General features: G+C 58.5%; 22 protein-coding genes, 2 tRNA genes and 1 other RNA gene. 9 read left to right on the top strand and 16 right to left on the bottom strand.

Annotated features, from left to right (window positions below; translation table 11 throughout):
- Window positions 1–244: 244 nt before the first annotated feature.
- The 3 genes from ihfB to EA797_RS06075 form a co-directional block, all read right to left on the bottom strand.
- Window positions 245–529: an integration host factor subunit beta gene (gene ihfB, locus EA797_RS06065; RefSeq protein WP_045164450.1), complete on the bottom strand. Its 285-nt coding sequence runs from the start codon at window positions 527–529 to the stop codon at window positions 245–247.
- 337 nt (window positions 530–866) lie between these two features.
- Complete coding sequence (locus EA797_RS06070; protein WP_122164229.1) at window positions 867–2,531, bottom strand: DEAD/DEAH box helicase; 1,665 nt, start codon at window positions 2,529–2,531, stop codon at window positions 867–869.
- A gap of 390 nt (window positions 2,532–2,921) precedes the next feature.
- Entirely contained in the window at window positions 2,922–3,698 is a 777-nt protein-coding gene (locus EA797_RS06075) for a spermidine synthase (RefSeq protein ID WP_167468769.1), read from the bottom strand.
- Window positions 3,699–3,786: 88 nt separating this feature from the next.
- On the opposite strand from EA797_RS06075, the gene EA797_RS06080 reads away from it, so the two are divergent.
- Window positions 3,787–5,136: a class II 3-deoxy-7-phosphoheptulonate synthase gene (locus EA797_RS06080; protein WP_122164231.1), complete on the top strand. Its 1,350-nt coding sequence runs from the start codon at window positions 3,787–3,789 to the stop codon at window positions 5,134–5,136.
- A gap of 292 nt (window positions 5,137–5,428) precedes the next feature.
- Window positions 5,429–6,877, top strand: a complete 1,449-nt coding sequence (locus EA797_RS06085; protein WP_122164232.1) for an SLC13 family permease — start codon at window positions 5,429–5,431, stop codon at window positions 6,875–6,877.
- A gap of 115 nt (window positions 6,878–6,992) precedes the next feature.
- On the opposite strand, the gene efp is transcribed toward EA797_RS06085, so the two are convergent.
- The 3 genes from efp to ffs all read right to left on the bottom strand — a co-directional run bounded on the left by efp (window position 6,993) and on the right by ffs (window position 9,041).
- Window positions 6,993–7,559, bottom strand: coding sequence for an elongation factor P (efp, locus tag EA797_RS06090; RefSeq protein ID WP_122164233.1), 567 nt, complete (start codon window positions 7,557–7,559; stop codon window positions 6,993–6,995).
- 43 nt (window positions 7,560–7,602) lie between these two features.
- Window positions 7,603–8,742 (bottom strand): elongation factor P maturation arginine rhamnosyltransferase EarP, encoded by a 1,140-nt coding sequence (gene earP, locus EA797_RS06095; protein ID WP_122164234.1) that lies wholly within the window; start codon window positions 8,740–8,742, stop codon window positions 7,603–7,605.
- A gap of 202 nt (window positions 8,743–8,944) precedes the next feature.
- An RNA gene (ffs, locus tag EA797_RS06100) (signal recognition particle sRNA small type) lies at window positions 8,945–9,041 on the bottom strand.
- A 304-nt stretch (window positions 9,042–9,345) separates the two neighbouring features.
- On the opposite strand from ffs, the gene EA797_RS06105 reads away from it, so the two are divergent.
- A complete protein-coding gene (locus EA797_RS06105) occupies window positions 9,346–10,332 on the top strand; it encodes an NAD(P)/FAD-dependent oxidoreductase (RefSeq protein WP_122164235.1) in 987 nt (328 codons plus the stop codon).
- Window positions 10,333–10,553: 221 nt separating this feature from the next.
- Here EA797_RS06105 and EA797_RS06110 read toward each other — a convergent pair whose 3' ends face one another.
- The 3 genes from EA797_RS06110 to EA797_RS06120 all read right to left on the bottom strand — a co-directional run bounded on the left by EA797_RS06110 (window position 10,554) and on the right by EA797_RS06120 (window position 12,255).
- Window positions 10,554–11,501: a ZIP family metal transporter gene (locus tag EA797_RS06110; RefSeq protein ID WP_122164236.1), complete on the bottom strand. Its 948-nt coding sequence runs from the start codon at window positions 11,499–11,501 to the stop codon at window positions 10,554–10,556.
- Window positions 11,502–12,087: 586 nt separating this feature from the next.
- Window positions 12,088–12,163: transfer RNA gene (locus EA797_RS06115), tRNA-Gly, on the bottom strand.
- A gap of 16 nt (window positions 12,164–12,179) precedes the next feature.
- Window positions 12,180–12,255: transfer RNA gene (locus EA797_RS06120), tRNA-Glu, on the bottom strand.
- 213 nt (window positions 12,256–12,468) lie between these two features.
- Between EA797_RS06120 and EA797_RS06125 the strand changes: the two genes are divergently transcribed.
- Both EA797_RS06125 and EA797_RS06130 read left to right on the top strand, forming a co-directional pair.
- Entirely contained in the window at window positions 12,469–13,236 is a 768-nt protein-coding gene (locus tag EA797_RS06125) for a hypothetical protein (RefSeq protein ID WP_122164237.1), read from the top strand.
- Window positions 13,237–13,314: 78 nt separating this feature from the next.
- Window positions 13,315–13,998, top strand: a complete 684-nt coding sequence (locus EA797_RS06130) for a glutathione S-transferase family protein (RefSeq protein WP_122164238.1) — start codon at window positions 13,315–13,317, stop codon at window positions 13,996–13,998.
- 153 nt (window positions 13,999–14,151) lie between these two features.
- Here EA797_RS06130 and EA797_RS06135 read toward each other — a convergent pair whose 3' ends face one another.
- The 3 genes from EA797_RS06135 to msrB are packed head-to-tail and all read right to left on the bottom strand — an operon-like array spanning window position 14,152 to window position 16,001.
- Window positions 14,152–15,030 (bottom strand): ATP-binding protein, encoded by an 879-nt coding sequence (locus EA797_RS06135; RefSeq protein WP_122164239.1) that lies wholly within the window; start codon window positions 15,028–15,030, stop codon window positions 14,152–14,154.
- 54 nt (window positions 15,031–15,084) lie between these two features.
- On the bottom strand, window positions 15,085–15,567 hold the full coding sequence (locus EA797_RS06140) for a glutathione peroxidase (protein ID WP_122164240.1): 483 nt from the start codon (window positions 15,565–15,567) through the stop codon (window positions 15,085–15,087).
- Window positions 15,568–15,599: 32 nt separating this feature from the next.
- Entirely contained in the window at window positions 15,600–16,001 is a 402-nt protein-coding gene (gene msrB, locus EA797_RS06145) for a peptide-methionine (R)-S-oxide reductase MsrB (RefSeq protein ID WP_122164241.1), read from the bottom strand.
- 192 nt (window positions 16,002–16,193) lie between these two features.
- Here msrB and EA797_RS06150 point away from each other — a divergent pair, with 192 nt between their 5' ends.
- From EA797_RS06150 to EA797_RS06165, 4 genes are all read left to right on the top strand, one after another.
- Complete coding sequence (locus tag EA797_RS06150; RefSeq protein WP_122164242.1) at window positions 16,194–17,405, top strand: pyridoxal phosphate-dependent aminotransferase; 1,212 nt, start codon at window positions 16,194–16,196, stop codon at window positions 17,403–17,405.
- Between the two features lie 5 nt (window positions 17,406–17,410).
- On the top strand, window positions 17,411–17,845 hold the full coding sequence (locus EA797_RS06155; protein WP_122164243.1) for a hypothetical protein: 435 nt from the start codon (window positions 17,411–17,413) through the stop codon (window positions 17,843–17,845).
- A gap of 120 nt (window positions 17,846–17,965) precedes the next feature.
- A complete protein-coding gene (htpX, locus tag EA797_RS06160; protein ID WP_122164244.1) occupies window positions 17,966–18,838 on the top strand; it encodes a protease HtpX in 873 nt (290 codons plus the stop codon).
- Window positions 18,839–18,951: 113 nt separating this feature from the next.
- Complete coding sequence (locus EA797_RS06165; RefSeq protein WP_122164713.1) at window positions 18,952–19,596, top strand: DUF2959 domain-containing protein; 645 nt, start codon at window positions 18,952–18,954, stop codon at window positions 19,594–19,596.
- A 102-nt stretch (window positions 19,597–19,698) separates the two neighbouring features.
- Here the strand turns inward: EA797_RS06165 and EA797_RS06170 are convergent, their stop codons facing one another.
- The 4 genes from EA797_RS06170 to EA797_RS06185 all read right to left on the bottom strand — a co-directional run bounded on the left by EA797_RS06170 (window position 19,699) and on the right by EA797_RS06185 (window position 24,609).
- The gene (locus EA797_RS06170) at window positions 19,699–20,361 is read right to left on the bottom strand and encodes a thiopurine S-methyltransferase (RefSeq protein WP_122164245.1); all 663 of its coding nucleotides are present in this window, start codon (window positions 20,359–20,361) and stop codon (window positions 19,699–19,701) included.
- Between the two features lie 82 nt (window positions 20,362–20,443).
- A complete protein-coding gene (locus tag EA797_RS06175) occupies window positions 20,444–21,814 on the bottom strand; it encodes a sigma-54-dependent transcriptional regulator (RefSeq protein WP_122164246.1) in 1,371 nt (456 codons plus the stop codon).
- Between the two features lie 3 nt (window positions 21,815–21,817).
- Complete coding sequence (locus EA797_RS06180) at window positions 21,818–22,966, bottom strand: sensor histidine kinase (protein WP_279635032.1); 1,149 nt, start codon at window positions 22,964–22,966, stop codon at window positions 21,818–21,820.
- A 170-nt stretch (window positions 22,967–23,136) separates the two neighbouring features.
- A complete protein-coding gene (locus EA797_RS06185; protein ID WP_122164248.1) occupies window positions 23,137–24,609 on the bottom strand; it encodes a sigma-54 dependent transcriptional regulator in 1,473 nt (490 codons plus the stop codon).
- Window positions 24,610–24,744 lie beyond the last annotated feature (135 nt).

Below are 24,744 nucleotides of genomic sequence, written 5' to 3' on the forward strand. Positions count from 1 at the left end.
CTCATGGTTCCCTTAAGCTCGGAGCGACAAGCTCAGCGTTTCGGTGCAAGCGGCTATTCAGCAAAAGGACTCTTGGAAGTTGTCGGCTAGTTCCTTTAACCATAGCAGCGTGACCCCCATCACGAAATCGGCGGCATTCTGCCACGGACTAGCCCCCACACCAAGCGAGGGAATCACAACTGATCACATGAATATGCTGCTCTTGAAACAATTGGTTATCCGCAAACCCTGGATACCGTTACGCCTATTCTTCTTCGTTCACCCGATCCCGCAACTCTTTCCCCGGCTTGAAATGCGGGACAAACTTGCCATCGAGCGGGACGGACTGGCCGGTCTTGGGATTACGACCGACGCGTGGCGCGCGGTAGTGGAGGGAAAAGCTGCCGAAACCGCGGATCTCGATGCGGTCTCCAGTGGCCAATGCCTGGGCCATTTGCTCAAGCATGGTCTTGATTGCCAGTTCAACATCCTTGGACGAAAGCAGGCCTTGCTGGGTGACGATACGCTCGATCAACTCCGACTTGGTCATGGTTTTCCCTTCGTTTTCAAGCGGCTAGATCATTTGGGTTGCGCTCGTTTGTAGCATGTTGTTCAGAGTTTGAACAGCCTGGACGTTTGGGTCAGGTTTTAAGGATCAAAACTTTTGCAAGCTAAGGGGTGACATGGCTCGGTAACGTGCTGCCAGCCGGCGCGTGGGAACTGTTGCCCGCATAGAGTGGCAAGCCGGGTGATTGATAGGGCGATAAGCCAGTCACGAACATTCCTCTGATTCGTGTTGCCAGCTCGATGTGCTCGGCCAGCAGAGCCGAATTGCAGACAAAAAAAAGGTGGGCTAAAAGCCCACCCTTCTGATCAACCACTAAGCATCAATCTTCGCGATAGCGACGCAGCTTGAGCTGCTTACCACCTACACGAGTGTCCTTCAGCTTGCCTAGCAGTCGCTCAAGGCCCTCTTCCGGCAGTTCGACCAGGCTGAAGCTGTCGCGCACCTGGATGCGGCCGATGGCTTCGCGGGCCAGGCCGCCTTCGTTGAGGATGGCACCGAGCAGATTGCGAGCGGCAATGCCGTCACGCGCACCCAGCGGGCTGCGGCAGCGAGCGCGGCCTTCGGCGAGCGGGATCGGAGCACGACGCTCGCGGTCACCGCTACGCTCTGGACGATCGGAGCGCTCACTCCGCGGCGCACTGGTCGGAACCAGCGGCTGCTCTTTCTCGACTTCTGCAAGGGTCAGCGCTTGACCGTTCGTGGCTTTGCGAAGAAGCGCAGCGGCCAATGCGCGTGGGCTACAACCGATGTCGGCTACCAGCTTGTCGAGCAGCTCGCCATGACTGGCTTCGGCATCCGCCACCAGCGGCGACAGGCTGTTGGTCAGCTTCTTGATGCGCGCCTCAAGCACTTGCTGGCCGTTCGGCAGACGGGCTTCGGCAACCTTCTGGTTGGTCACACGCTCGATGACCTGCAGCATGCGGCGCTCCCGAGGAGTGACCAGCAACAGCGCGCGGCCTTCACGACCGGCACGGCCGGTACGGCCGATACGGTGTACGTAGGATTCCGGGTCGTAAGGCATGTCGACGTTGAATACGTGGGTGATACGCGATACGTCGAGGCCGCGAGCGGCAACGTCGGTGGCGACCACGATATCCAGGCGACCATCTTTGAGCGATTCGATGACGCGCTCACGCTGGTTCTGGGCGATGTCGCCGTTCAGCGCAGCGGCCTTGTAGCCTTTGGCTTCCAGTGCGGCGGCCAAATCCAGGGTAGCCTGCTTGGTGCGCACAAACGCGATCAGCGCGTCGAAGTCTTCGACTTCCAGCAGGCGCAGGACGGCGGCGATCTTCTGGTCAGCATGAACCATCAGGTGCGCCTGCTCGATCCGAGCGACGGTCTGGGTCTTGGTGGCGACCTTGATGTGCTGCGGCTCGCGCAGGTGCTTCTCGGCGATGGCGCGAATGGAATGCGGCAGGGTCGCGGAGAACAGTACGGTCTGGCGGCTTTCCGGCATGGCTTCGAAGATGACTTCGAGGTCGTCCATGAAGCCCAGCTTCAGCATTTCGTCAGCTTCGTCGAGTACGAGGTACTGAATGGTGCCGAGTAGTGCGCTGTTGCGGCTCAGGTGATCGACCAGACGGCCGGGCGTGGCGACGATGACCTGCGCGCCCTGGCGGATGGCCTTGAGCTGCGGGCCCATCGGAGCGCCACCGTAGACGGCGACGACGGTCAGGCCGGGCATCTGCTTGGAGTAGGTTTCGAAGGCGGTGGCGACCTGCAAAGCCAGCTCGCGAGTCGGCGCGAGGATAAGGGCCTGCACTTCCTTACGCGTGGGGTCGATCTTCGACAGGATGGGCAGCGCGAAGGCTGCGGTCTTGCCGGTACCGGTCTGGGCCTGGCCGATCATGTCGTGGCCGCCGAGAATTACCGGGATAGCCTGGCTCTGAATGGCCGAAGGCTCTTCGTAGCCCACTGCCGTAACAGCGGCGAGTACGGAGGGATGAATACCGAGTGCAGCAAAGCTGCCGATTTCCTGGGTCATGGGTCTTTTCCTGATGCTCCGCAAAGACCCATGTTCCGAAGCTGCGCATGCCATGCAAAACCCGAAGGTCACCCTGGCAGCCTGGTCGGCGGGGTTTGCGAAAACGTAATGAATGATGAATCGTCAAGGACAGCCGCGAGAAGCGGACAGCAGCCGAAGCAGCGCTTCGTGTGTTGCAGTACCTAACGCAAGCTGAGTTTCAGCCGGCGCGTACTATACCGGAAATATGTGAAGCTGTGCGTGTAATTTGTCTTCTAAGTTAGGTTTCGGGAGATGGGTGTTCCGACAGAGCTGGGCCTTAGCGCTGGCTCCCTAGCAGGCTCGCCCATGCAAATACGCCCTGACGTATCAATCGCAGTCGAAACCGGCAAGATGGAAGCTACATGTCGCTCAGCTCGCCGGGCGTATCGCATTGATTAACGAATCCAGTGAATAGCCCAGACGAGGGGCAATCGCTGTGGCGCGTTCACGTAGCCCTTCTTCGTCGAGCGTCTGTTCAAGGTCAGCGGGCACGAAAAGGACAATGTTGCCCTCCTTTACCGGGCACTCCCAATAATGCCTGTGAAACAGGCCACGAAGCAATGCGGCGCCCAGAGGCTTGTCTTCATCGGTGCCCCACTGATTAACGATCAACCAGCCGTCAGGGTTCAACTTCTGCTGGCAGCGCTCGAGGAAGCGCCACGCCAGGTGAGCAGCGGCCGGGCCGAGGTCCGTATAGAGATCTACATAGATCAGATCGGCCGTCTCAGCCGAGTCGAGCAATTCCACCGCATCGCCTACGCGGATGTAGAGCCGTGAATCGTTTTGCAGGCCCAGATAACGCATTGCCAGCTCGGGAACGTCGGGGCGCAGCTCGATGGCTTCAACGTCTTCCAGAGGGAGGAACTCAAGGCAAGCCTGGGTTAGGGTTCCGGCGCCAAGCCCCAGGAATAAAGCGGTGTCCGGCGCTTCATGCATCAAGCCGCCCATCAGCATGGCGCGTGTGTAATCGTATTCCAGCCAGCTGGGGTCACGAGTGAAAACGCAGCTTTGTTCCACTGCCGCGCCAAACTCCAGAAACCGATAATCACCTACCTCAAGCACGCGAATCAGGCCAAACGCGTCATTCACTTCGGCCAACAACACTTCCTGCTTGTCCACTTCGCTTACTCCTAGCCAATGGCGCATCTTAACAGCCCGATTAGCAAGGGTTATCAACGGTGACCGAGCGCATCAGGTAAAATCTGCGCACTTTTCACGAATGGAACAGACACCGATGAGCCACGCCTGGAGCCCTACGAGCTGGAGAGACAAGCCAATCCAGCAGCAGCCGGAATACCCCGACGCTGATCATCTCAAGCGTGTCGAGGGCACACTGGCGAGCCTGCCCCCCCTGGTGTTCGCAGGAGAAGCGCGAGAGCTGCGTCGGCAGTTCGCCGAGGTCACACAGGGCCGGGCGTTTCTATTACAGGGCGGCGACTGCGCTGAGAGCTTCGCGGAATTCTCCGCACCGAAGATCCGCGACACCTTCAAGGTGCTGTTGCAGATGGCGGTAGTAATGACTTTCGCCGCCGGCTGCCCGGTCATCAAGGTCGGACGTATGGCGGGTCAGTTCGCCAAGCCCCGCTCCTCGGGCAGCGAAACCATCGACGGTGTCACCCTTCCCGCCTACCGCGGCGACATCGTCAACGGCATCGGCTTCGATGAGAAAAGCCGTGTTCCGGATCCGGAGCGTCTGCTGCAGGCCTATCATCAATCCACATCCAGCTTGAACCTGCTACGCGCGTTCGCCCAGGGCGGTTTTGCCGATCTACATCAAGTGCACCAATGGAATCTCGACTTCATCGCCAATTCGCAGATGGCCGAGAAGTACCACCAGCTGGGTGCGCGAATCGACCAAGCATTGAGGTTCATGCGCGCCTGCGGGATGGACAATGCACCGCAACTGCGTGAAACCAATTTCTTCACGGCCCACGAGGCGCTGCTGCTGAACTACGAGCAGGCGTTCGTCCGCCAGGACAGCCTCAGCGGCGGCTGGTATGACTGCTCTGCGCACATGCTGTGGATCGGTGACCGCACCCGGCAACTGGATGGCGCACACGTGGAATTCCTGCGCGGCGTGGGCAATCCGATCGGTGTCAAGGTCGGCCCTAGCATGGACAGCGAAGACCTGATCCGATTGATCGACATCCTCAATCCGGAGAACGACTCGGGTCGCTTGAACCTCATTGTGCGGATGGGCGCCGACAAGGTCCAGGAAGGCCTGCCTCGTCTGATCCGAACCGTGCAAGCCGAGGGGCGCCGGGTGCTGTGGAGCTCCGACCCGATGCACGGCAACACCATGAAGGCCTCGAGCGGCTACAAGACGCGCGATTTCGCGAGGGTGCTCGCCGAAGTGCGCCAGTTCTTCGATGTACATCGCGCCGAAGGGAGCTACCCCGGGGGGATCCACATCGAAATGACAGGACAGAACGTCACCGAGTGCATCGGCGGATCGCGCCCTATTACCGAAGACGGGCTTTCCGATCGCTATCACACCCATTGTGACCCCCGGCTCAACGCCGATCAGTCGCTGGAAATGGCGTTCATGATCGCCGAAACACTGAAGCAGGTCAGGCCGAGCTGATGATGCTCTGCATCGCGCTCTGGTCCAGTTTCGGTTGAACCTCTGCCTACTGGACCTGGTTTCACCTCTATACCCAAGGTCAACACCGCGCCTCGTAGTGAGATTGCTGAGCTAAAGCCCACCCTACCAGGCTCATGAAGCCCGTCTATGTATCAATGCGCAAGGGTTACCCGATAGGCCGTTCACTTCCTATGTCGAACGATCATCACCGCCTCGGGTCCGCGTAATAGAGCCGAGCGCGTCGCAGGCGCAGCTCGGACAACCATTGCCGGGCGTTGAGGATTTACCTGTCATGACTGAAACATCTCAAAGCAAAGGCGCCGCGTTAGCTGCCTGGATAGGCCTGGCGCTCGGCCCCTTGCTGCTATTTGTCTGCCTGCTTACCGAGCCCCCAAGCGGATTGTCGAACGAAGCCTGGTTGACGGTCGGCTTGGCCGGGCTCATGGCAACATGGTGGTCGACCGAAGCGATACCGATCCCGGCTACTTCGCTATTACCAATTTTGCTGATTCCACTGCTGGGTATCGATACGCTGGCCAAGGCGACGGCGCCCTATGCCAATCCCACCATCTTCCTGTTCTTCGGGGGATTCGTACTTGGCCTGGCGATGCAACGCTGGAACCTGCATCGACGTATTGCCCTGGCAACCTTGCTGGCCGTAGGCAATCAACCCAGCCGGCAGATTGCAGGCTTCATGATTGCGACTGCCTTTATCAGCATGTGGGTCAGCAACACCGCGACCAGCATCATGATGCTGCCTATCGGGCTGTCCGTCATTGGCTTGCTGGTGGCTGGCAGCGACGAGAAGGAAGGCAGCCGTTTCGCCATCGCATTGCTCTTGGGGATAGCCTATGCGGCCAGCGTTGGCGGCGTGGCCACGCTGATCGGCACGCCACCGAATGCATTGTTGGCAGCTTTCATGCGCGAGAATTACGACGTTCAGATCGGGTTCGGCCAGTGGATGTTGCTCGGACTGCCTCTGAGTATTGGCATGCTGATCTTTATCTGGTGGTCGCTGACACGCGGCGGTTTCAAGCTCACCGGTGGAGACAGCCGTGGCCTGCTAGAGCAGGAGATGGCCAAGCTGGGACCGATGTCCAGGGCGGAAAAAATGGTCGCCGCGGTGTTTTCCCTTGCCGCAGCCGCCTGGATTCTGCAGCCGTTCCTCGCCGAATACCTGGACGGCGTGAACGACACCAGTATCGCGATTGCGGCGGCATTGGCGCTTTTCCTCATTCCGGTAAATCTGCGCGAACGTGTGTTTCTGATGGATTGGGAGCAGGCAAACAAAGCGCCCTGGGGCGTACTGCTGCTATTCGGCGGCGGTCTGTCGCTGGCCGGCGTGATCGGCGCATCAGGGCTTGCAGAATGGATCGCGGGAAGCCTTGGGGCTTTCGATGCATTGCCGTTGGTTTTGATGATCGGCATCGTGGTGCTGGTCATCATCTTTCTAACGGAAATCACCTCCAACACGGCGACCGCCGCAGCCTTCCTACCCCTACTGGGTGCGCTGGCGGTTGCACAGGGAATGTCCCCTGAGATGCTCGCGATTCCAGCCGCCGTTGCCGCGAGCTGCGCCTTCATGATGCCCGTGGCTACACCACCCAACGCCATCGTATTCGGCACAGGTCAGATGCCCATACAGGCGATGATCAAAGCAGGCTTCGTCCTTAACCTGTTCGGCGTCGTGTTGGTTACCCTGCTCTGCTATCTACTGGTTGGATGGATCTGGAGCGCTTGAGGTTGTTCTAATGCATCGCACCTGACGGCGAACAAGAACGCCAGAAAAACAAAACCCCGCATAAGCGGGGTTCGGTTCGATAACCCAGCGCAAGGCTGGGCTTTTAAGCAACGTATCAGGCTTTGATACGAGACTTGTACTCGCCGGTGCGGGTATCGATCTCGATCGAGTCGCCGATTTCGCAGAAGGCGGAAACTTGCAGCTCGGCGCCGTTCTTCAGACGGGCAGTCTTCATGACCTTGCCGGAGGTATCGCCGCGCACGGAAGGCTCGGTGTACACGATTTCACGAACGATGGTGTTCGGAAGTTCTACCGAAATGACCTTGTCGTTGTAAAAAGTAGCTTCGCAGACGTCAGTCATGCCGTCTTCGATAAAGGTCATTACACCTTCGAGGTCGCTTTTTTCGATTTCGTACTGGTTGAATTCTTCGTCCATGAAGACATACAGCGGGTCAGCGAAGTAGGAATAGGTAACTTCCTTGCGCTCGAGGATCACCGGCTCCAGCTTGTCATCAGCCTTGTACACGGTTTCGGTAGCAGAACCATTGAGCAGGTTCTTGAGCTTCATCTTGACCACGGCACTGTTACGACCGGACTTGTTGAACTCGGCTTTCTGGATGATCCAGGGTGCGCCGTTGATAACGGCCACTTGGCCGGCACGGAACTCTTGTGCGGTTTTCATACGAATATCCGAATGGAATTAGAGACAAAAAACAGGCCGCGTATCATAGCCAATCTGTGTAAAAAAACACCAGCTTTCCGGCCAGATCGCCATTGGCAACCTGCTTGTGCGTCCAGCGACCAGCATGCGCCCTGAGTTCAGGTTCATGCTGCTGCAACGTGATCCATGCAGAGCCGCTGCCGACTCCGTCATTCCAGGCGCGCCAGAATTCACGCAATGCAGCCTCAGCCTGGGGGGAAAGGTCGCGGATATAAAGCTCGAGGAAGGCGTTAAGCTTGTCCCAATGGGCATCTTCTTCCTGCGGATAGATGTGCCAGACCAGTGGGCGCCCCGCCCATTGCGCGCGAATGAACGACTCTTCTCCACGTACCGCATTGAAATCGCAGCACCACAGCAGCATGTCGTACTGGTTTTGAGTCATGAATGGCAGAACGGCAATCTGCAACGAGCCGCGCGCGTGCTGGTCGCCTGCCTTCAGCTGCGCCAGGCCCAGCCAACTCGCTACATCACCTAGCACCCGCCCTTCTGGCACGAGCAGCTGAGTGGGTCGCGTATCATTTGCCAGCGCATCGAGCCATCCGGTTACCGCTCGGTTCTCGTAAGCAAACAATGAAATCAGCCGCGTTGCTGGCTGTACCTCCAGGCCGAACAACTGTAAAAACTCCGCGCGCATAGCCAGGTCGGCCTGGAAAGCTTCCCGTCGCGCCAACAGATCACCCTCGCGGATCAGCCCACCGGTACCCTGCTCGAAGCCTGGAAAGAAAAAGTATTTCTGCAAGCCATCAGGCTGCATCGACGGCAGGGCATGACACCCCACCACCCAGTCTTCAGCACTGAGGTATTCCAGGTTGAGCCAGAGGATGCGGCGCCCACTGTCGGCCATTGCCTTGATGTAATCATTTGGCAGCTGGCAGGCGAAAGCTTCGATCACGACATCTGCCGGCTCAGCACTCGGCCAGTCAACCTGCCAATGTCGGACCTCGACCCCCTCGTGCCATTGCCGATCAGTCGTTGCGCTGGTGCCAGGGCAAAGTCGAGCAAAGGTATCCAGATCATCGACCCACAGCCGCACCTGTTGGCCATGCTCGGCAACCAGCTGCCGCGCCAGGCGCCAGGTAACCCCGATATCGCCATAGTTATCGACGACGACGCAAAAGATGTCCCAGCTCGCTTTTACCGACAAAGAACTTCTCCAACAAGTGCACTTCAGGCCGTAGCTGCCCTTAGAACACTGGCATGCGCACTCTTGGCGGCTGCACGGTCGCCAGCGACAAACAAGGGTTGCGCATTATCGATGGACAGCAAAATCCGCCCGAGACCTCGAAGGAATCAGTGCGAAGAAAATAAAGATAGAGGAAGGAAAATGCTGTCGTTATGGAGGTGAACCCTACCAGCCACACCCCGGCACACAATGTCACCGCTGCGGCTGCTCCCTTCCGGGCCTGACCGGGTTCACGGCTGATCGTTGCGGGGGGACCGGCAGGGCCCACCATAACAAACCCGCCTGGCGGCGAGCGGCGCCATTGTACCGGCTTATCAGCAACTTACAACAATTGCCTGCAACCCTCGTAAAAGCAGGTCCCATCAACTCCGCGCTTGCCTTACCGCCTGTCAGGCGTCTCCATATACGGGCAGCCGTCTGACGCATTGCATTCAAACCCTCTAGCCAAAGACAGTCGTCTGTCCGAGGATGGAGAGGCTCAAGCAGTATCGAACACTTGTCATGAAATGATGCTGCGTAACGAACCGGTTGCGCAGCTGATGGCAAACAGCACGCGAGGTCATCATGAGCCAGGCTCCAATCGCCATCATCGGAACCGGAATCGCAGGACTATCCGCAGCCCGCGCGCTTCACGATGCCGGGCTGCCCTTACACCTGTTCGACAAGAGCCGCGGCAGCGGCGGCCGTATGGCCAGCAAACGCAGTGACGTGGGCTCCCTTGACCTGGGGGCGCAGTACTTTACGACGCGTGATCGGCGCTTTTCAGAAACCGTGCGGCAATGGCAAGCCGAGGGATGGGTTGATCAATGGTCGCCTACCCTATTCCAGTCTCGGGGCGGCCAGCTGAAATCCTCTGCAGACGAGCAGCTTCGCTGGGTAGGTCAGCCGACGATGAGCGCGATCACCCGAGGCCTCCTGGGCGAACTTCCCGTTACATTCAGCTGCCGGATCACTGAAGTATTCCGGGGCGAGCATCAATGGACGCTGGTCGATGCCACAGGCACCAGCCACGGCCCATTCAGCCACGTAATTGTCGCCGTTCCGGCACCGCAGGCCGCTGCGCTGCTATCGAGCGCCCCTAAACTCGCCTCAGCGGCCGCAAGCGTAGCGATGGAGCCGACATGGTCAGTGGCGCTCGGCTTTGCCATGCCGCTGAGCACCACGCTTGAAGGCTGTTTCGTCCAGGACGATGCATTGGACTGGGTCGCCCGCAACCGCAGCAAACCGGGCCGCGACGGCCAACTGGATACCTGGGTTCTGCATGGCACCAGCGAATGGAGTCGCCACCATCTGGACCTGCCTAAAGATGCGGTGATCGAACTCCTGCACGGCGCCTTCGCAGAGCTGATCGACTGCGTGGTACCCGCACCCGAATTCACCCTGGCTCATCGCTGGCTGTATGCTCGCCCGTCACAGGCTCATGAGTGGAACGCCCTGACTGACGCGCGCCTGGGCCTTTACGCTTGCGGAGACTGGTGCTTGTCCGGCCGCGTGGAGGGAGCCTGGCTAAGCGGCCAGGAAGCAGCGCGTAGACTTCTGGAGAACCTTTGAACAATCACAAAGAGAGCGACTGATCCAGGGTCGGCTGGGCCAGCCGCATTCCTAAACGGCTGTGCGCTTGCGTCGGCGCCGAAGAAAACTTCTAGCAAGCCTATTCGGCTTTCTTCGCACGCTTATTTGCGTGAGCCGCATTACCTAGCTCAGTGAATTACCGGTGGGTGAAGAACGGCCAAAGGAACGGGTGGAATTCGTTGTCGTGTTTGTACAGCAGGCTAACCCAGCGCCGTATCAAGAAACATCATCACGGCAAAGCCCACCATCAACCCCAGTGTCGCCGGCGTCTGGTGACCATTGCGATGGGTTTCGGGGATCACCTCATGGGATACCACGAAGATCATCGCTCCAGCAGCCAGACCAAGACTGACCGGGTAGGCAATAGCGAAGCCGCTGGACATACCGATGCCAACCAGTGCGCCTAGCGGCTCCATCAGACCTGATGCAGCCGCCACGAGCACGGATGCGCGAGCAGAAAGGCCGGTCGTGCGCAGCGCCAACGCAACAGCCAAGCCCTCGGGAATGTCCTGAATCGAGATAGCGGTGGTTAACGGCACCCCAACGCTAAGATCACCATTGGCGAAACTCACACCGATCGCCATACCTTCAGGCAGGTTGTGTAGCGCGATAGCGAGCACGAACAGCCATACGCGATTCAGACGCTCGAATTCAGGACCTCGAGGGCCAGTGCTTTCATGTTCGTGGGGGGTGAAATAATCCAGGCCGAGCATCAGCAGTACGCCGAGCCCAAGACCAACGACTACCGTCAGCGCAGCCAAAGGCTCGCTGCCAAAAAGTTCAAGCCCAGCCTCCAGCCCTGGGAGGATCAGGGAAAACGCACTAGCGGCCAACATCATGCCGGCGGCGAAGCCGAGCATGCTGTCCTGCGTACGGGTGGAAATATCCCGCAGCCCTATCGCCAGTAGCGCACCAAAGGCCGTCGCCACAAATCCTGCCCCCCCGCCCAGCAGCGCATAGCGGACATTGTCTGCTTCGTTGCTCTGAAACGCCGAGATGCAACCGGCGATGATCAATAGCACCACCGCAACACCCGTCGCAGCGAGACTGAAAGTAATCCACGGGCTGGCCTGAGCCTGCGCCAGCCAAACGGAACGTAACGTGGCAGCAGTACTTTGAGCGGAAGGATTTTGAACGGTTGACGCCATGATCACCTAGATCCTGAGTGCAGTAGCCATTGTACGTAGCGCCTCTCGGGTAATGATCCAATCAGCGTCTATGGCAGCGATAGTCGGAGTACAGCGACGTGGTGTACTGACCTTCGAGTCCAACAAGTGGTCGATGATTCAACGTAGCGAGCGCGCGATGTCAGAGACGTCGTGAATTGGCCGCCCATCGCCAATGCAAATGCAAATGCTGAGACGGACAGATCGCCGCCTGCCTGCGCGGCGAGCTTGGTCATACGGATGAAGGCAAAGGTCGGCAGCAGCAGACACCGCTCTGCCCGACCAGAGTGGCGAGACCCGACATAACCGCGACTCACCTAGAGCGCCAAGGGGGCCGGCTGAGAAAACCACGGGGAGGAAATAAGGGGGGCCGGTTGTTCTGCCAAAAAGAAATGATGCAGCCAAAGCCTGAACCACTTTACTTGCAGGCTCGCCAACCTGGACGCGGGATGCCCTTAGTGCCGCCGCACCGTAACGATTGTGAGACTTTTCAACAGGAATAAAAAAAAGCGACCCTGAGGTCGCTTTTTTACTCTTCGATACCTTTTATCAAGGCATGAAGAAAATTTGGAGCGGGAAACGAGACTCGAACTCGCGACCCCGACCTTGGCAAGGTCGTGCTCTACCAACTGAGCTATTCCCGCGATACTGCAACAAAAATGGCGTCCCCTAGGGGACTCGAACCCCTGTTACCGCCGTGAAAGGGCGGTGTCCTAGGCCACTAGACGAAGGGGACGCTGCCCGGAAACTACATCTTTTCTCCCGGCTTGCAGTGTTCGCGATGTGCTTCACTCTGCAAGTGGCGCGCATTCTATGGAGCCAGCCAAGGGTCGTCAAGCGTCACGTTAAATATTTTTTATAGGTAGATTGGCACGCGGCGTTGAGCTATCAGCTTGCCATCTAACGCTCTACACTCGACAGAAAATCGCCTGGTTAGAGAGGTGCGCCCGTGTCCCCAGTTCTTATCACTGGATTAGTCATAGCCGGCTTGTGCGTATTGATCGCCATCGGTGTCATCAACCAAATAGTAGAGAAGAACAATCTTGAGAAGGCTCGTCAGCGGGCAGAGCTGAACGACCGGATGCGCCGCTGCGCTATTCTATCGGACAGTTTTCCAGGCCAGATGATGACTCCAGCACTCAAGCTGCTGCTCTCGCGGCTTGAGCTGAATCTGGGGGAGCGCCTGCTGGCGCTGGACAAGAAGAACGCCGCACTCGAGGCTCGGATAGCAGCCTTGAACAGCGCGATTGCCAAAGGCGACGACATCCCGGTCGAAAATGCGCCAGTCAAAGTTCTGACCGAAGCACAGGCCAAGGAAGTCCGCCTGCTTATGGAAGACTTGCACACCCTGATCATCTGGGCGAACAAGCAGGGCCAGCTGGATGCGCCAAGCGCCAAACGCTGGGTCAAGCAGATCCAGGGAATGATGGTGATGCTGCACATCGAGTACTTTTCCAACGTCGGCCAATTGGCTTTGCAACAAGGGAGTGCGCACAAGGCACGCCTTGCCTTCGAACGCGGCATCCAGCATGTTCGCAAGCAACCGAATCCGGCCGACTATCAGCCTCAGCTGGCCAAACTCGAAGCCAGCTATGCCCATGCCAATAAACTTGAGCAGACGCAACAGAAGCCGAATCTTGACGAAAACAGCGAGCTGGCTGAAGGTTTGAAAAGCTTCGAAAGCGACGACGACTGGAAGAAAAACAACATCTACTAGGCACGGACGGATCTACGGCACTACACCCTAACTCACTGGGTATCCGTCTGTAGCCGCTGCCTGACGTGGAGGATTTATATGCCCATAACCCTATACGGCGCCCCGCTATCGCCCTTCGTTCGTAAAGTACGTCTATGCCTGCTGGAGAAGGGCCTGGACTACGCACTGGAGGTGGTAATGCCGTTTACGCCACCGGAGTGGTATCTGCAGTTGAATCCGCTGGGCCGGATCCCGGCGCTGAAGGACGGAGAGCTCACTCTCGCTGACTCCAGTGTCATCTGCCAGTACCTCGAAGAGACCTATGCGCACACTGCTTGCCTATATGGCAACAACCCCACCGACCGAGCCCACGTACGCTGGCTGGAAAAGTACGCCGACTACGAACTCGCACCGCTCACAACGTTCGGGGTTTTTCGCAACCGCGTGCTGAAACCAAGCTCCGGCCAACCCTGCAATGAAGAGAGCGTACAAACGGCACTCAATCAGAAGCTGCCACCGCATCTCGACTATCTGGAAGGTCAGCTGGGGCAGAAACCCTATTTCCTTGGCGAGCAGCTTTCCATGGCCGATCTCGCCATCACTAGCCAATTGATCAATATGGAACACGGTCGCGAAGCCATCGACGCAAACCGCTGGCCGGCGTTATCGGCCCATTACGCACGGGTCAAAGAGCTCGCCTCCGTGCAAAGCCTGCTTCCGGGAGAGCAGCGGACGACGGCAAAACTCATCGAGATGGGTAAGCAGCCTGCGCTCAGCAGCTGAGGCGATCATCAGCGCAGGCGGAAATCTCCGCCCAGGGTAGAAAGCAGCAGGCTCTGGCGACCGGTAGCACCAAGCGCGCCCTAAGCCACGCCCTGCAGCCCGAATGCTGCGGGGCTCCGGCGAGCTAGCTAAAACGCGCACCTGCGCCGCAGATCAAAGCAGATGTATGCCCACCCATTGCCTAGCAAACTGATAGGCGCAGCGGCCATTGCGGTTGCCCCGCGCGGTTGCCCAGCGAATCGCGTCTTTCTCCAGCGACTCGTCCCAGTTCCAGGTAAGCCCCGCTTTATCCGCCAGTGAGCCGATCCAGTGCCGAACCACACTGAGATAATGCTCCTGGCTGAAGGGATAAAACGAAAGCCATAGACCGAAACGATCCGACAGCGCAATCTTGTCCTCTACCGCCTCGTTGGGGTGAAGCTCGCCATCGATCATCTGCCAGTTGTCGTTATCGCTCTGACGCTCTGGAACCAGGTGCCGGCGATTGGAGGTCGCGTAGAGCAGGACATTTTCCGGCGCCCTCTCCAGCGAGCCGTCAAGCACGCTTTTCAGCACCCGATAATCGCCTTCGCCCGCCTCGAACGAGAGATCGTCGCAGAAGACCACGAAACACTGCGACTGGCCTGAGAGCTGATCAACCACCTTCGGCAGATCGGCCAGATGATCGCGCTCGATTTCAATCAGCCTCAGACCCGCCCGAGCATGTTCGGCCAGCAGCGCCCGGATCAACGACGACTTTCCGGTGCCGCGCGCTCCCCACAGCAAGACGTGGTTCGCCGGCAGTCCGGAAACGAATTGGCGGGTATTTTTCGACAGCAGGTCCCGCTGGCGATCAATGCCAATCAGGTCGTCCAGGCTCAGGTCGAGTGATACGCTCAGCGCTTGCAGGTAACCGCCCTGCCCTTCACGGTGCCAGCGAGCAGCCAAGCTGGTAGACCAATCCACAGGAGCGCGAAGCGCAGGTAGCAGCGGCTCCAGGCGCGCCATCAGTTCTTCTGCGCGCTGCAGAAAGGCTCTTAAATCGCCATCCATTAATTGACTCCCGGGTGATCCTGCGGACAACGTCTCCGCGGTGATTTCAAGGCGCTACAGATGAGCTTCGATTTGGGTCGCCAGAGAGTCGGGCGAGGTGCGCGAGGAAAAGCGTTCGACGGTGCGTCCCTCATCGGCAATCAGAAACTTGGTGAAATTCCATTTGATCGACTTGCTGCCGAGCAGGCCAGGTGCACGCTTTTTCAGCTCCACGAACAAGGGATGGGCCTCACCTCCATTGACGTCGATCTTGGCGAACAGCGGAAAACTGACACCGAAATTGCGCTCGCAGAACGCCGCGATCTGGGCTTCATCGCCAGGCTCCTGGTGGCCGAACTGGTCGCAAGGGAAACCGAGAACGACCAGTCCTTGATCACGGTACCGCTGCCACAGCGCCTCAAGCCCTTTGTATTGCGGTGTGAAGCCGCACTTGCTCGCGGTATTCACGACAAGCAGAACCTTGCCGTCAAAGTCAGCCAAGGTTTTCTGCTGCCCATCGATGGTGACGCACGGAATGTCCAGTACCGGATCGCGCATGGCGTTGCCTCGTTGATGCGTAGCCGGGCGCCTCAGACGGCGTCGTGCGGCTTATGGTTGAGAGAGGCTGAATTGATGCAATAACGCAGACCGGTCGGAGCCGGGCCGTCTGGAAATACGTGTCCGAGATGTGCATCGCAATGAGCGCATTTCACCTCGATGCGGTGCATGCCATGACTGAAGTCATCGATGCTGGTGATGGCCGAGTCGCTCACCGGCTGGAAGTAACTCGGCCAGCCACAGCCGGAGTCGAACTTGGCATCCGAATCGAACAGAGGCGTATCACAGCAGGCGCAGTGATAAATGCCCGGTGTTTTCGTATCGTTGTACTTACCGGTGAAGGGCCTCTCGGTAGCACCGAGCCTGCAGACCTGAAATTGCTCGTCAGAAAGCTCTTCGCGCCAGGCTTCGAGCGGTTTTTCTAGCTTGTCCATCGGTACACCTCGTGATCTCAAAAAAGGCGGATCTGTACCTTTTCGGGTGGTCGGGCCGCACGTATGATGCGTTGCTCTTAGACGCCTAGTCTGGCAGCGGGGTTTCACACTGCCAAGGCGCCCGGGTTCATGCCAGAACGTCGCCAGCCACTACAGAGCACGGCACGTCTTCACTTCGGGACACTCAGGATCATGCAGGTCAGCAAATCGAACAAGCTCGCCAATGTCTGCTATGACATCCGCGGGCCAGTGCTCAAGCACGCCAAACGCCTGGAAGAGGAAGGTCATCGCATCCTCAAGCTGAACATCGGCAATCCAGCGCCGTTCGGTTTCGAAGCGCCAGAGGAAATCCTCCAGGACGTGATCCGCAATCTCCCTACCGCGCAAGGCTACAGCGATTCGAAAGGCCTGTTCAGCGCGCGAAAGGCCATCATGCAGTACTACCAGCAGAAGCAGGTAGAAGGCATCACCATCGAAGACATCTACCTCGGCAATGGCGTGTCCGAGTTGATTGTGATGTCCATGCAGGCGTTGCTGAACAACGGCGACGAGGTGCTGATCCCTGCGCCCGACTACCCGCTATGGACGGCTGCGGTGAGCCTGGCTGGCGGCAAGCCGGTGCATTACCTCTGTGACGAGCAGGCCAACTGGTGGCCGGATCTGGCTGATATCAAGGCCAAGATAACGCCCAACACCAAAGCGTTGGTGCTGATCAATCCGAACAATCCAACTGGCGCGGTCTACCCCCGTGAAATCCTGGAAGGCATGGTCGAGCTGGCGCGTCAGCACAAGCTGGTTCTGTTCTCTGACGAGATTTACGACAAGATTCTGTATGACGATGCGGTGCACATTTGCACTGCATCGCTGGCGCCGGACGTACTGTGCCTGACATTCAACGGGCTTTCGAAATCCTATCGCGTGGCCGGCTTCCGCTCGGGCTGGGTAGCGATTTCCGGCCCCAAGCACAAGGCCCAGAGCTACATCGAAGGGATCGACATTCTGGCCAACATGCGTCTGTGTGCGAACGTGCCGTCGCAGCATGCGATTCAGACAGCCCTCGGTGGATACCAGAGCATCAATGATCTGGTGCTGCCACCTGGACGTCTGCTGGAGCAGCGCAACCGTACCTGGGAACTGCTCAACGACATCCCGGGGGTCAGTTGCGTCAAGCCGATGGGGGCCCTGTATGCCTTCCCGCGGATCGATCCAAAGATCTGTCCGATCCACAATGACGAGAAGTTCGTGCTCGATCTGCTGCTCTCGGAAAAGCTGCTGATCGTCCAGGGCACTGCGTTCAATTGGCCATGGCCCGACCATTTCCGGGTAGTTACCCTGCCCCGTGTCGATGATCTCGAACAAGCAATCGGCCGCATAGGCAGCTTCCTCAAGACCTACAGCCAGTAGCCCAGATGGATCTGCAGATCGACGACTTCTACCGCGACGCTGCGGCCGGCCTGCTGATGCTCTATCAGGCCTTTCCACGCAAGGTCACGGTATACGTCGAAGATCTGATCGGCCATGAGGAGCCTGACGAGTTCGGGCTGCCCAGCAAGCGCCACCAGAGCTGCCTGGGCGCCCTGCTGTGGCTGGCCGAGGAAGGTTACCTTCGTTATGAAAGCACCATTCAGCAGCTTGCTCTTGATCAGGTCGCCCTGACCGAAAAGGCATTCGTGCGCTTGACCCGCACACTTCCCGAAGCCGATACCAATAACAGCGAACTTCCCGCAAGCGTTCGACGAGTGCACTCGAGCATGGCTCACCAGATTCGCCTGGCATTGCGCGACGGCCACAGCGAGCAGCTTGCGCAGCTGACTCGTCAGCTATTCATCAGCCGCGCTGACTGATCGAAACCGCAACGGCGCAATAAGCGACATAGCTTGAAATAGTCGCTTGGTTGAATAGGACTGGCGCGCACCTTATATAGCCTATCGTTCTTTACTGTTCCCCTTGGAGTCCGCCGCAACATGATGCGCATTTTCTTGTTCCTGGCCACCAACCTGGCTGTATTGGTCGTCGCCAGTGTCACCCTGAAACTCCTGGGCGTGGATCGCTACACCGGCCAGAATTACGGCAGTCTGCTCGCGTTCTGTGCCGTCTTTGGTTTCGCTGGCGCCTTGATTTCGCTATTCATCTCCAAGTGGATGGCGAAAATGAGCACCCGCACCGAAATCATCAGCCAGCCCCGTACTCGTCATGAACAGTGGCTGTTGCAGACAGTCGAGCAGCTGTCCCGCGATGCGGGTATCAAGATGCCAGAAGTAGGGATATTCCCTGCCTATGAGGCGAATGCGTTTGCGACAGGCTGGAACAAGAATGACGCCCTTGTTGCCGTCAGCCAGGGTCTGCTGGAGCGTTTTTCGCCAGATGAGGTGAAGGCCGTACTGGCACACGAAATCGGCCACGTTGCAAATGGCGATATGGTTACCCTGGCATTGATCCAGGGCGTCGTGAATACCTTCGTCATGTTCTTTGCGCGTATTTTCGGCAGCTTCGTCGATCGTGCGATTCTGAAAAATGAAGACGGCCACGGCATCGGATATTTCGTTGCTACGATATTTGCGGAGCTGGTCCTGGGCATACTCGCCAGCATCATCGTCATGTGGTTCTCGCGCAAACGCGAGTATCGCGCCGACGAAGCTGGCGCTCAGCTGGCAGGAACCAGCGCAATGATTGGTGCCCTTCAGCGCCTGCGTGCTGAACAGGGCGTGCCGGTCGACATGCCGGACAGCCTCAAGGCGTTCAGCATCAATGGCGCCCTGCGCAACGGCTTCGCCGGCCTGCTGATGACTCACCCGTCGCTCGAAGACCGTATCGAAGCACTGCGTCAGCGCGGCTAAACGATCGGCTTCCACGAAGGGCAGCACTGGCTGCCCTTTTTTTCGCCTGGAGTTTGCACATAGTGGCTGTGTGCCTGTCGAAGCAAGCGCATTCATCGATCAAGGGATTCACCATGCGACATGTCCTGCTGTTAAGTCTTGCCCTGCTCACATTGACGGGTTGTCAGAGCGCCTACTATTCCGCGATGGAAAAGGTCGGGCTGCACAAGCGCGATATTCTCGTGAACCGGGTCGAGGATGCCCGCGACTCACAACAGCAAGCCAAAGAGCAATTCAAGGACGCCTTGGAGCGCTACCGCAGCGTTGTTGAAGTCAAAGGCGGGAAGCTTGAAGAGCGCTACGAAGCCTTGAACACTGAGTTCGAGGCCAGTGAGCAAAGTGCTCGCGACGTGCGCAACAGGATCGCTGCGGTCGAGGATGTGGCCAATGCCTTGTTCAAGGAATGGAAGAAGGAGCTCGGCGAATACAGTAACGCGAGCCTGAAAGCCGCCAGTGCGAAAGACCTGGAACGCACCCAGAAAGACTATCGGCTATTGCTGCAGCGTATGAAGGCGGCTGAGAAGCGCATCGATCCGGTACTCGATGTTTTGCGCGACCAAGTGTTATTCCTCAAACACAACCTCAATGCTCGCGCCATAGGCGCGCTGCAGGGCGAATACCGTACGCTCGAAGGCAATGTCGATCAGCTGTTGGCAGAGATGCAGCGAGCAATAGACGAAGCAGATGTCTTCATTCGCCAGCTACAGCGCAGCCAGTAAGCTATCGAACATGAAGCGGGCCGGGTTTGCCTGGCTCGCTGCTCCCAGGGCGCCGCAAAGCGGCGCGGAGCGTACATGGATCATGTCTCGCTAGGCCTCGTTTTAATCGAGGCTCCCGAGCTTGTAGCAGCACTCTTCCAGACGCGTCAGGCCACGCTGAAGAAACTTCCAATTGCGCTCATCGAGCACGTTCGCTTGCTCCAAGATTTCGACCTTCCAACGCGAGCTCAATGAGCGGCGAACCTCGTCCTCACCCACGGAGAACGGCGGACCGGCCATCTGGTCCTGGGGGTAATCCAGCGTGACCAGCATCCCCGCACAGTGCGATGGGAGAATATGCAGCAAGTGCTCGACATATCGCTGCCGCATTTCTTCAGGTAGGGCGATCAGTGCTGCGCGATCGTATATTGCCTGGCAGTCAACTACGTCAGCTCCGCTCAGCTCGAAAAAGTCCCCGCAGAGAACTTCAAGCGAACCGGAACGATAGATCGTGAAAGGGCCACGGTCACTCACCTCCGCGACCAGCCCTTGCTCAGCGAAGAAATCCTCTACAGCCCGCTCGCTCAGTTCCACGCCAAGCACCGCGAAGCCCTGATCGGCAAGCCAGGCCATGTCGATGCTCTTCCCGCATAACGGAACGAGCACTCGTGCGCCGGGGGCCAGGCATAGGCAAGACCAGTGACGGAGCAGATAAGGATTGACCTCGTTGAGATGAAAGCCAATTTCGTTGCGCGTCCAACGACGCTGCCAGAATGCTTCATCCACATGCGAATCCTCATGAGTTACGTTGGATGAGAGCTTATCAGAGCCACCATTTTGGCTTGGCAGCCCTCGGACCAATCCCCGTCTAGAGATCCATACCGGCGTCGCGCATCAGGGCCAGCTTGTAGCGTAGCGTTCGCGCACTGATTCCCAGACGGTCGGCAGTCTCTTTCCGACGCCCGCGCTCGGCGCGCAACGTCTCCAGAATGAGCTCGAACTCACGCCGCCGCAGATCTTCACCCAGAACACCAGCGGCATCGGATGCCGGTGAAGGCGGCAGTTGCGTGGTATCGGCCACAGTATTCGTCGAAAGCGAGGCGAAACCCGTCGCAGCAGCCAGGCAGAGATCCTCTGGATGAATCAGCCCACCCTGCTGAAGGATGAGGGCGCGCTGAATGGCATTGTCCAACTCGCGAACGTTGCCAGGCCAGTCATGACTAATCAAACACTGCCGAGCCGCGGCCGTCAGCTTCGCGCTCGGCTGCCGCATCTTCAATGCATGATTGGCTAAAAGTCGCTCAGCAAGCGGCACTATGTCCGCAGGACGGTCGCGTAACGCAGGCCAGGCGAGCGGAAAAACGGAAAGACGATAGAACAGGTCTTCGCGAAAGCGGCCATTGCGAACCTCTCCTGCAAGATCCCGATTGGTTGTGGCAATGACACGAATATCCAGCGGTATCGGCTTACGACCACCGACGCGCTCAACCTCACGCTCCTGCAGCACTCGCAGTAGCTTGGCTTGCAACGCCAATGGCATTTCGGAAATTTCGTCGAGCAGCAGCGTGCCACCCTCCGCCAACTCGAACTTGCCGGGCTGGGTGGCGATGGCGCCCGTGAACGCGCCCTTCTCGTGACCGAACAGGGTAGCCTCGAGCATGTTGTCCGGTATCGCCGCACAGTTGATCGCAATGAAGGGTTTCGCAGCACGTGGCGACTGCTGGTGGATGAAACGCGCCAGCACTTCCTTTCCGGTGCCAGACTCGCCCGAGACCAGAACGGTCGAGTCGCTTTGAGCAACCCGAGTCGCCAGCGCAAGCAGCTGTCGACTCGCAGGCTCGACCGCTACCGGACCAGGCATGTCCGCAGCGTGGATATGACCACACGCATGCCGAGCAACCAGCCCAAGCAGAACGCTTGGCTCGAACGGCTTGACCAGATAGTCCACGGCACCTTGGCGCATGGCATCGACAGCGCGCTCGACCGCTCCGAACGCGGTCATAAGCAGTACCGGTACCTGCGGGTACCTTTGCCGGACCAGCCCCTGTAGCGCATGGCCGTCCATACCCGGCATGTTTACATCGCTGACCAGCAGCCCGAAATTCTCCTCGTCCAGCGCACGCAACGCCGCCTCGGCACAATCGACAGCACGGAATGGATAGCCGCCGAGCTCAAGGGTATCGCCCAGGGCCTCGCGCAGAGCCCGATCATCCTCAACCAGAAGCACCTTCACCGTCATGATCTACTCCGAAATTACCGACGGTGCCGGAAGCAGCGGCAACAGCACGGTTGCGCAGGTCCCTCTACCCGGCCGTGAGCGCAATTCGAATGAGCCGGAATGCGCGTTCGCTACAGATTTGACGACACTCAATCCAAGGCCCGTCCCGGTAGGTTTGGTTGTGAAGAACGGTTCTTTGATCCGCGCCAAGGTCATGGCATCCATCCCTGCTCCGTTATCGCTGATGCAGACACGCAATGAAGCGGCACGAGCGTAGATATGCACCTTCAATCGGGGGGCTTCGCCAGCAGCCTGTAGCGCGTTTTCTATAAGGTTGAGCAATGCGCCGACCAGCGTGTCCCGGTTGCACAATAGCGCGCCGACGCGGGCATCACATTGCCACCGCACCGACACCCGCTCCAGATGCGCCTCAGCTGCAGCACGCAACGCAGTCATTAATTCTGCGGGCATAAGGCGGTGCTCAAGCGGCAGATCCCCACGAGCGAAGACCAGCATGTCACGCACCTGATGCTCCAGCTCGTTCAACCTGTTCTTCAACCGGCCCGCAAACTTCTGCTGGTGATCAGCTGAAAGTCCGCCTTGCTCCAAATGGCTTGCATAGAGCATCGCCGTGGACAGCGGAGTACGGATCTGATGCGCCAGAGAAGCCACCATGCGCCCCAGCGCGGACAAGCGTTCGTGGCGAGCCAACTGATCCTGCAACCTTCGCGTCTCGGTCAGGTCGGTCAAGAGCACGAGCTGTCCAGGCTCGCCATTCATTGAGCGGGTCGCGATCGACACGCGCCGTCCATCCTTGAGAGAGATCTCGTGACCGTCGTCTCGGCGTGGAGCAAAGCTTCGCGCGATGACCTCGCGCCAGAGCGCACCTTCAAGCGGGTCGCCTAGCAGTTCGTGAGCGACCGGATTCGCCTCACGGACCAGGCCGTGGCCATCTATGACGATCACGCCACCAGGCAACAGGTCGAGCAGACTCTGCAGCCGGCTCGCCAGTCGTTCCTTTTCATCGAACTCCCGTAGTCGCTGTGCGGCGGCTTCCGCCAGCTGCCCCTCAAGCTCAGCCACTCGAGACTGCAGTAGGTATTGGGATTCGCCCAGTCGCCCGGAAATCTGGTCGAACAGCGCCAGCGACTGTTCAAGCTCGCGGCCGGTCACAGCCCTGACGGGAAGAGGTATTGGGTCTGATGGGCAGGTCGCTGAAGTCACAAGCACGCGTATCCGTCAAAAAGATGGTCGGTGACATGTGCAGCAGCAAGGATCATGCCCAGCGGGAGAGCTAGAAGGGAACAGGCCCCGCCGCTGATGAACGGCGGGGCCTGAAAGCACTACTCGTCGAGGTCGTCATCCTCGCGACGATTCATGCCGTACTTGCGCATCTTCTCCACTAACGTAGTACGGCGCACCCGCAACCGCTCCGCCGCGCGTGCAACGACGCCACCGGCATCGTCAAGCGCTTGCTGGATCAGGCCCTGCTCCAGGTTACCCAGGTAATCTTTGAGATCGAGACCTTCTGCAGGGAGCATGGTGTGCGCGTCGGCGGCAATGATGGGCGCGTTGATGGCAGCTCGCTCCTCCATCTCGTCATGGACACCAATCGCGTATTGCTCGTCGTCGTCATCCACGTGGCGAAACTTCTTGGGTAACTCCATCACGCCGATCACCCCGTAAGGATGCATGATGGCCATGCGCTCAACTAGATTGGCCAACTCTCGTACATTACCCGGCCAATCGTGGCGGCAGAGCGACATGATGGCGGCCGAGTTGAAACGAATCGACCCTCGCTTCTCATGCTCCATCCGCGAGATGAGTTCGTTCATCAACAGCGGGATGTCCTCGATGCGCTCGCGCAGCGGTGCCATTTCGATAGGAAATACATTGAGGCGGTAGTAAAGATCCTCGCGGAAGCTGCCATCGACGATCATCTTTTCGAGATCTTTATGCGTTGCGGCAATGATGCGTACGTCGGCATTCTGCGTTCGGTTGCTGCCGACTCGTTCGAACGTGCGCTCTTGCAGCACGCGCAGCAGTTTTACCTGCATCGGCAGCGGCATGTCGCCTATCTCGTCGAGAAACAGCGTGCCGCCATCAGCCAGCTCGAAGCGGCCGGCGCGCGATGTAATGGCGCCGGTGAACGCACCCTTCTCATGCCCGAAGAGCTCACTCTCCAGAAGCTCCGCGGGAATGGCTCCGCAATTGACCGGAACGAAAGGCCCGGCGCGGCGCTTTGAATGGTAATGGAGGTTACGCGCAACTACTTCTTTGCCGGTCCCAGATTCACCGAGGATTAACACGCTCGCCTCGGTATCCGCAACCTGCTGCATCATCTGCCGTACGTGTTGAACGGCACGGCTGGTGCCTACGAGGCTGCGGAAGAGATTAGGTTCGCGTTGCCTACCGCGCGCCTTCGCCTGGTCGTTCATCTCACGGTAGATCTGGGCACGGTGAAGCGAGTCGAGCAGCTTGTTATAGCTGGGTGGCATCTCCAGACTGGTCAGGACACGCCGCCGGATTTCATCTGGCCAATCAGGCGGAACCGGCTCGCCGATCAGCATCAGAGGGAGATTCTCATCCCACTTGCTGACTTGCTTGAGCAGTTCAACTGCCCCGCCTTTCGCGGCCACATCCCCCAGCAGCACCCCGAGCACGCTGCGACTTGATTCCAACGACTCGACCGCGCCCTGCCATTCATTGCTGGCGCAAGAGAGATGATCTTCACTGAGAAAGTTGAGAATCACCGTCAGGTCCCGGCGGCGATCATGGTCGTCGTCGATTAACAAAATCTTGGTTTCACGCCACATCTTGTTTTGTGCTCTGAAGGCTGAAAGAAAGCCTGCGCGCGCCCTTCCAGACGCCTGCGTCTTTTGGCAGATAACGGTAGTTAATAAAAAAAAAAGGCTGGAGTCAAATTTATGACGTGATTCAACGACAGAACG

This window comes from Stutzerimonas zhaodongensis, from assembly GCF_003696365.1.
Classification (GTDB): Bacteria; Pseudomonadota; Gammaproteobacteria; order Pseudomonadales; family Pseudomonadaceae; genus Stutzerimonas; species Stutzerimonas zhaodongensis.

Bases quoted from the DNA above. Each gene is read 5' to 3' on its own strand.
- ihfB (WP_045164450.1), bottom strand. From the start codon at position 529: ATGACCAAGTCGGAGTTGATCGAGCGTATCGTCACCCAGCAAGGCCTG.
- EA797_RS06070 (WP_122164229.1), bottom strand. From the start codon at position 2,531: ATGACCCAGGAAATCGGCAGCTTTGCTGCACTCGGTATTCATCCCTCC.
- EA797_RS06075 (WP_167468769.1), bottom strand. From the start codon at position 3,698: ATGCGCCATTGGCTAGGAGTAAGCGAAGTGGACAAGCAGGAAGTGTTG.
- EA797_RS06080 (WP_122164231.1), top strand. From the start codon at position 3,787: ATGAGCCACGCCTGGAGCCCTACGAGCTGGAGAGACAAGCCAATCCAG.
- EA797_RS06085 (WP_122164232.1), top strand. From the start codon at position 5,429: ATGACTGAAACATCTCAAAGCAAAGGCGCCGCGTTAGCTGCCTGGATA.
- efp (WP_122164233.1), bottom strand. From the start codon at position 7,559: ATGAAAACCGCACAAGAGTTCCGTGCCGGCCAAGTGGCCGTTATCAAC.
- EA797_RS06105 (WP_122164235.1), top strand. From the start codon at position 9,346: ATGAGCCAGGCTCCAATCGCCATCATCGGAACCGGAATCGCAGGACTA.
- EA797_RS06110 (WP_122164236.1), bottom strand. From the start codon at position 11,501: ATGGCGTCAACCGTTCAAAATCCTTCCGCTCAAAGTACTGCTGCCACG.
- EA797_RS06130 (WP_122164238.1), top strand. From the start codon at position 13,315: ATGCCCATAACCCTATACGGCGCCCCGCTATCGCCCTTCGTTCGTAAA.
- EA797_RS06135 (WP_122164239.1), bottom strand. From the start codon at position 15,030: ATGGATGGCGATTTAAGAGCCTTTCTGCAGCGCGCAGAAGAACTGATG.
- EA797_RS06140 (WP_122164240.1), bottom strand. From the start codon at position 15,567: ATGCGCGATCCGGTACTGGACATTCCGTGCGTCACCATCGATGGGCAG.
- msrB (WP_122164241.1), bottom strand. From the start codon at position 16,001: ATGGACAAGCTAGAAAAACCGCTCGAAGCCTGGCGCGAAGAGCTTTCT.
- EA797_RS06150 (WP_122164242.1), top strand. From the start codon at position 16,194: ATGCAGGTCAGCAAATCGAACAAGCTCGCCAATGTCTGCTATGACATC.
- EA797_RS06155 (WP_122164243.1), top strand. From the start codon at position 17,411: ATGGATCTGCAGATCGACGACTTCTACCGCGACGCTGCGGCCGGCCTG.
- htpX (WP_122164244.1), top strand. From the start codon at position 17,966: ATGATGCGCATTTTCTTGTTCCTGGCCACCAACCTGGCTGTATTGGTC.
- EA797_RS06165 (WP_122164713.1), top strand. From the start codon at position 18,952: ATGCGACATGTCCTGCTGTTAAGTCTTGCCCTGCTCACATTGACGGGT.
- EA797_RS06175 (WP_122164246.1), bottom strand. From the start codon at position 21,814: ATGACGGTGAAGGTGCTTCTGGTTGAGGATGATCGGGCTCTGCGCGAG.
- EA797_RS06185 (WP_122164248.1), bottom strand. From the start codon at position 24,609: ATGTGGCGTGAAACCAAGATTTTGTTAATCGACGACGACCATGATCGC.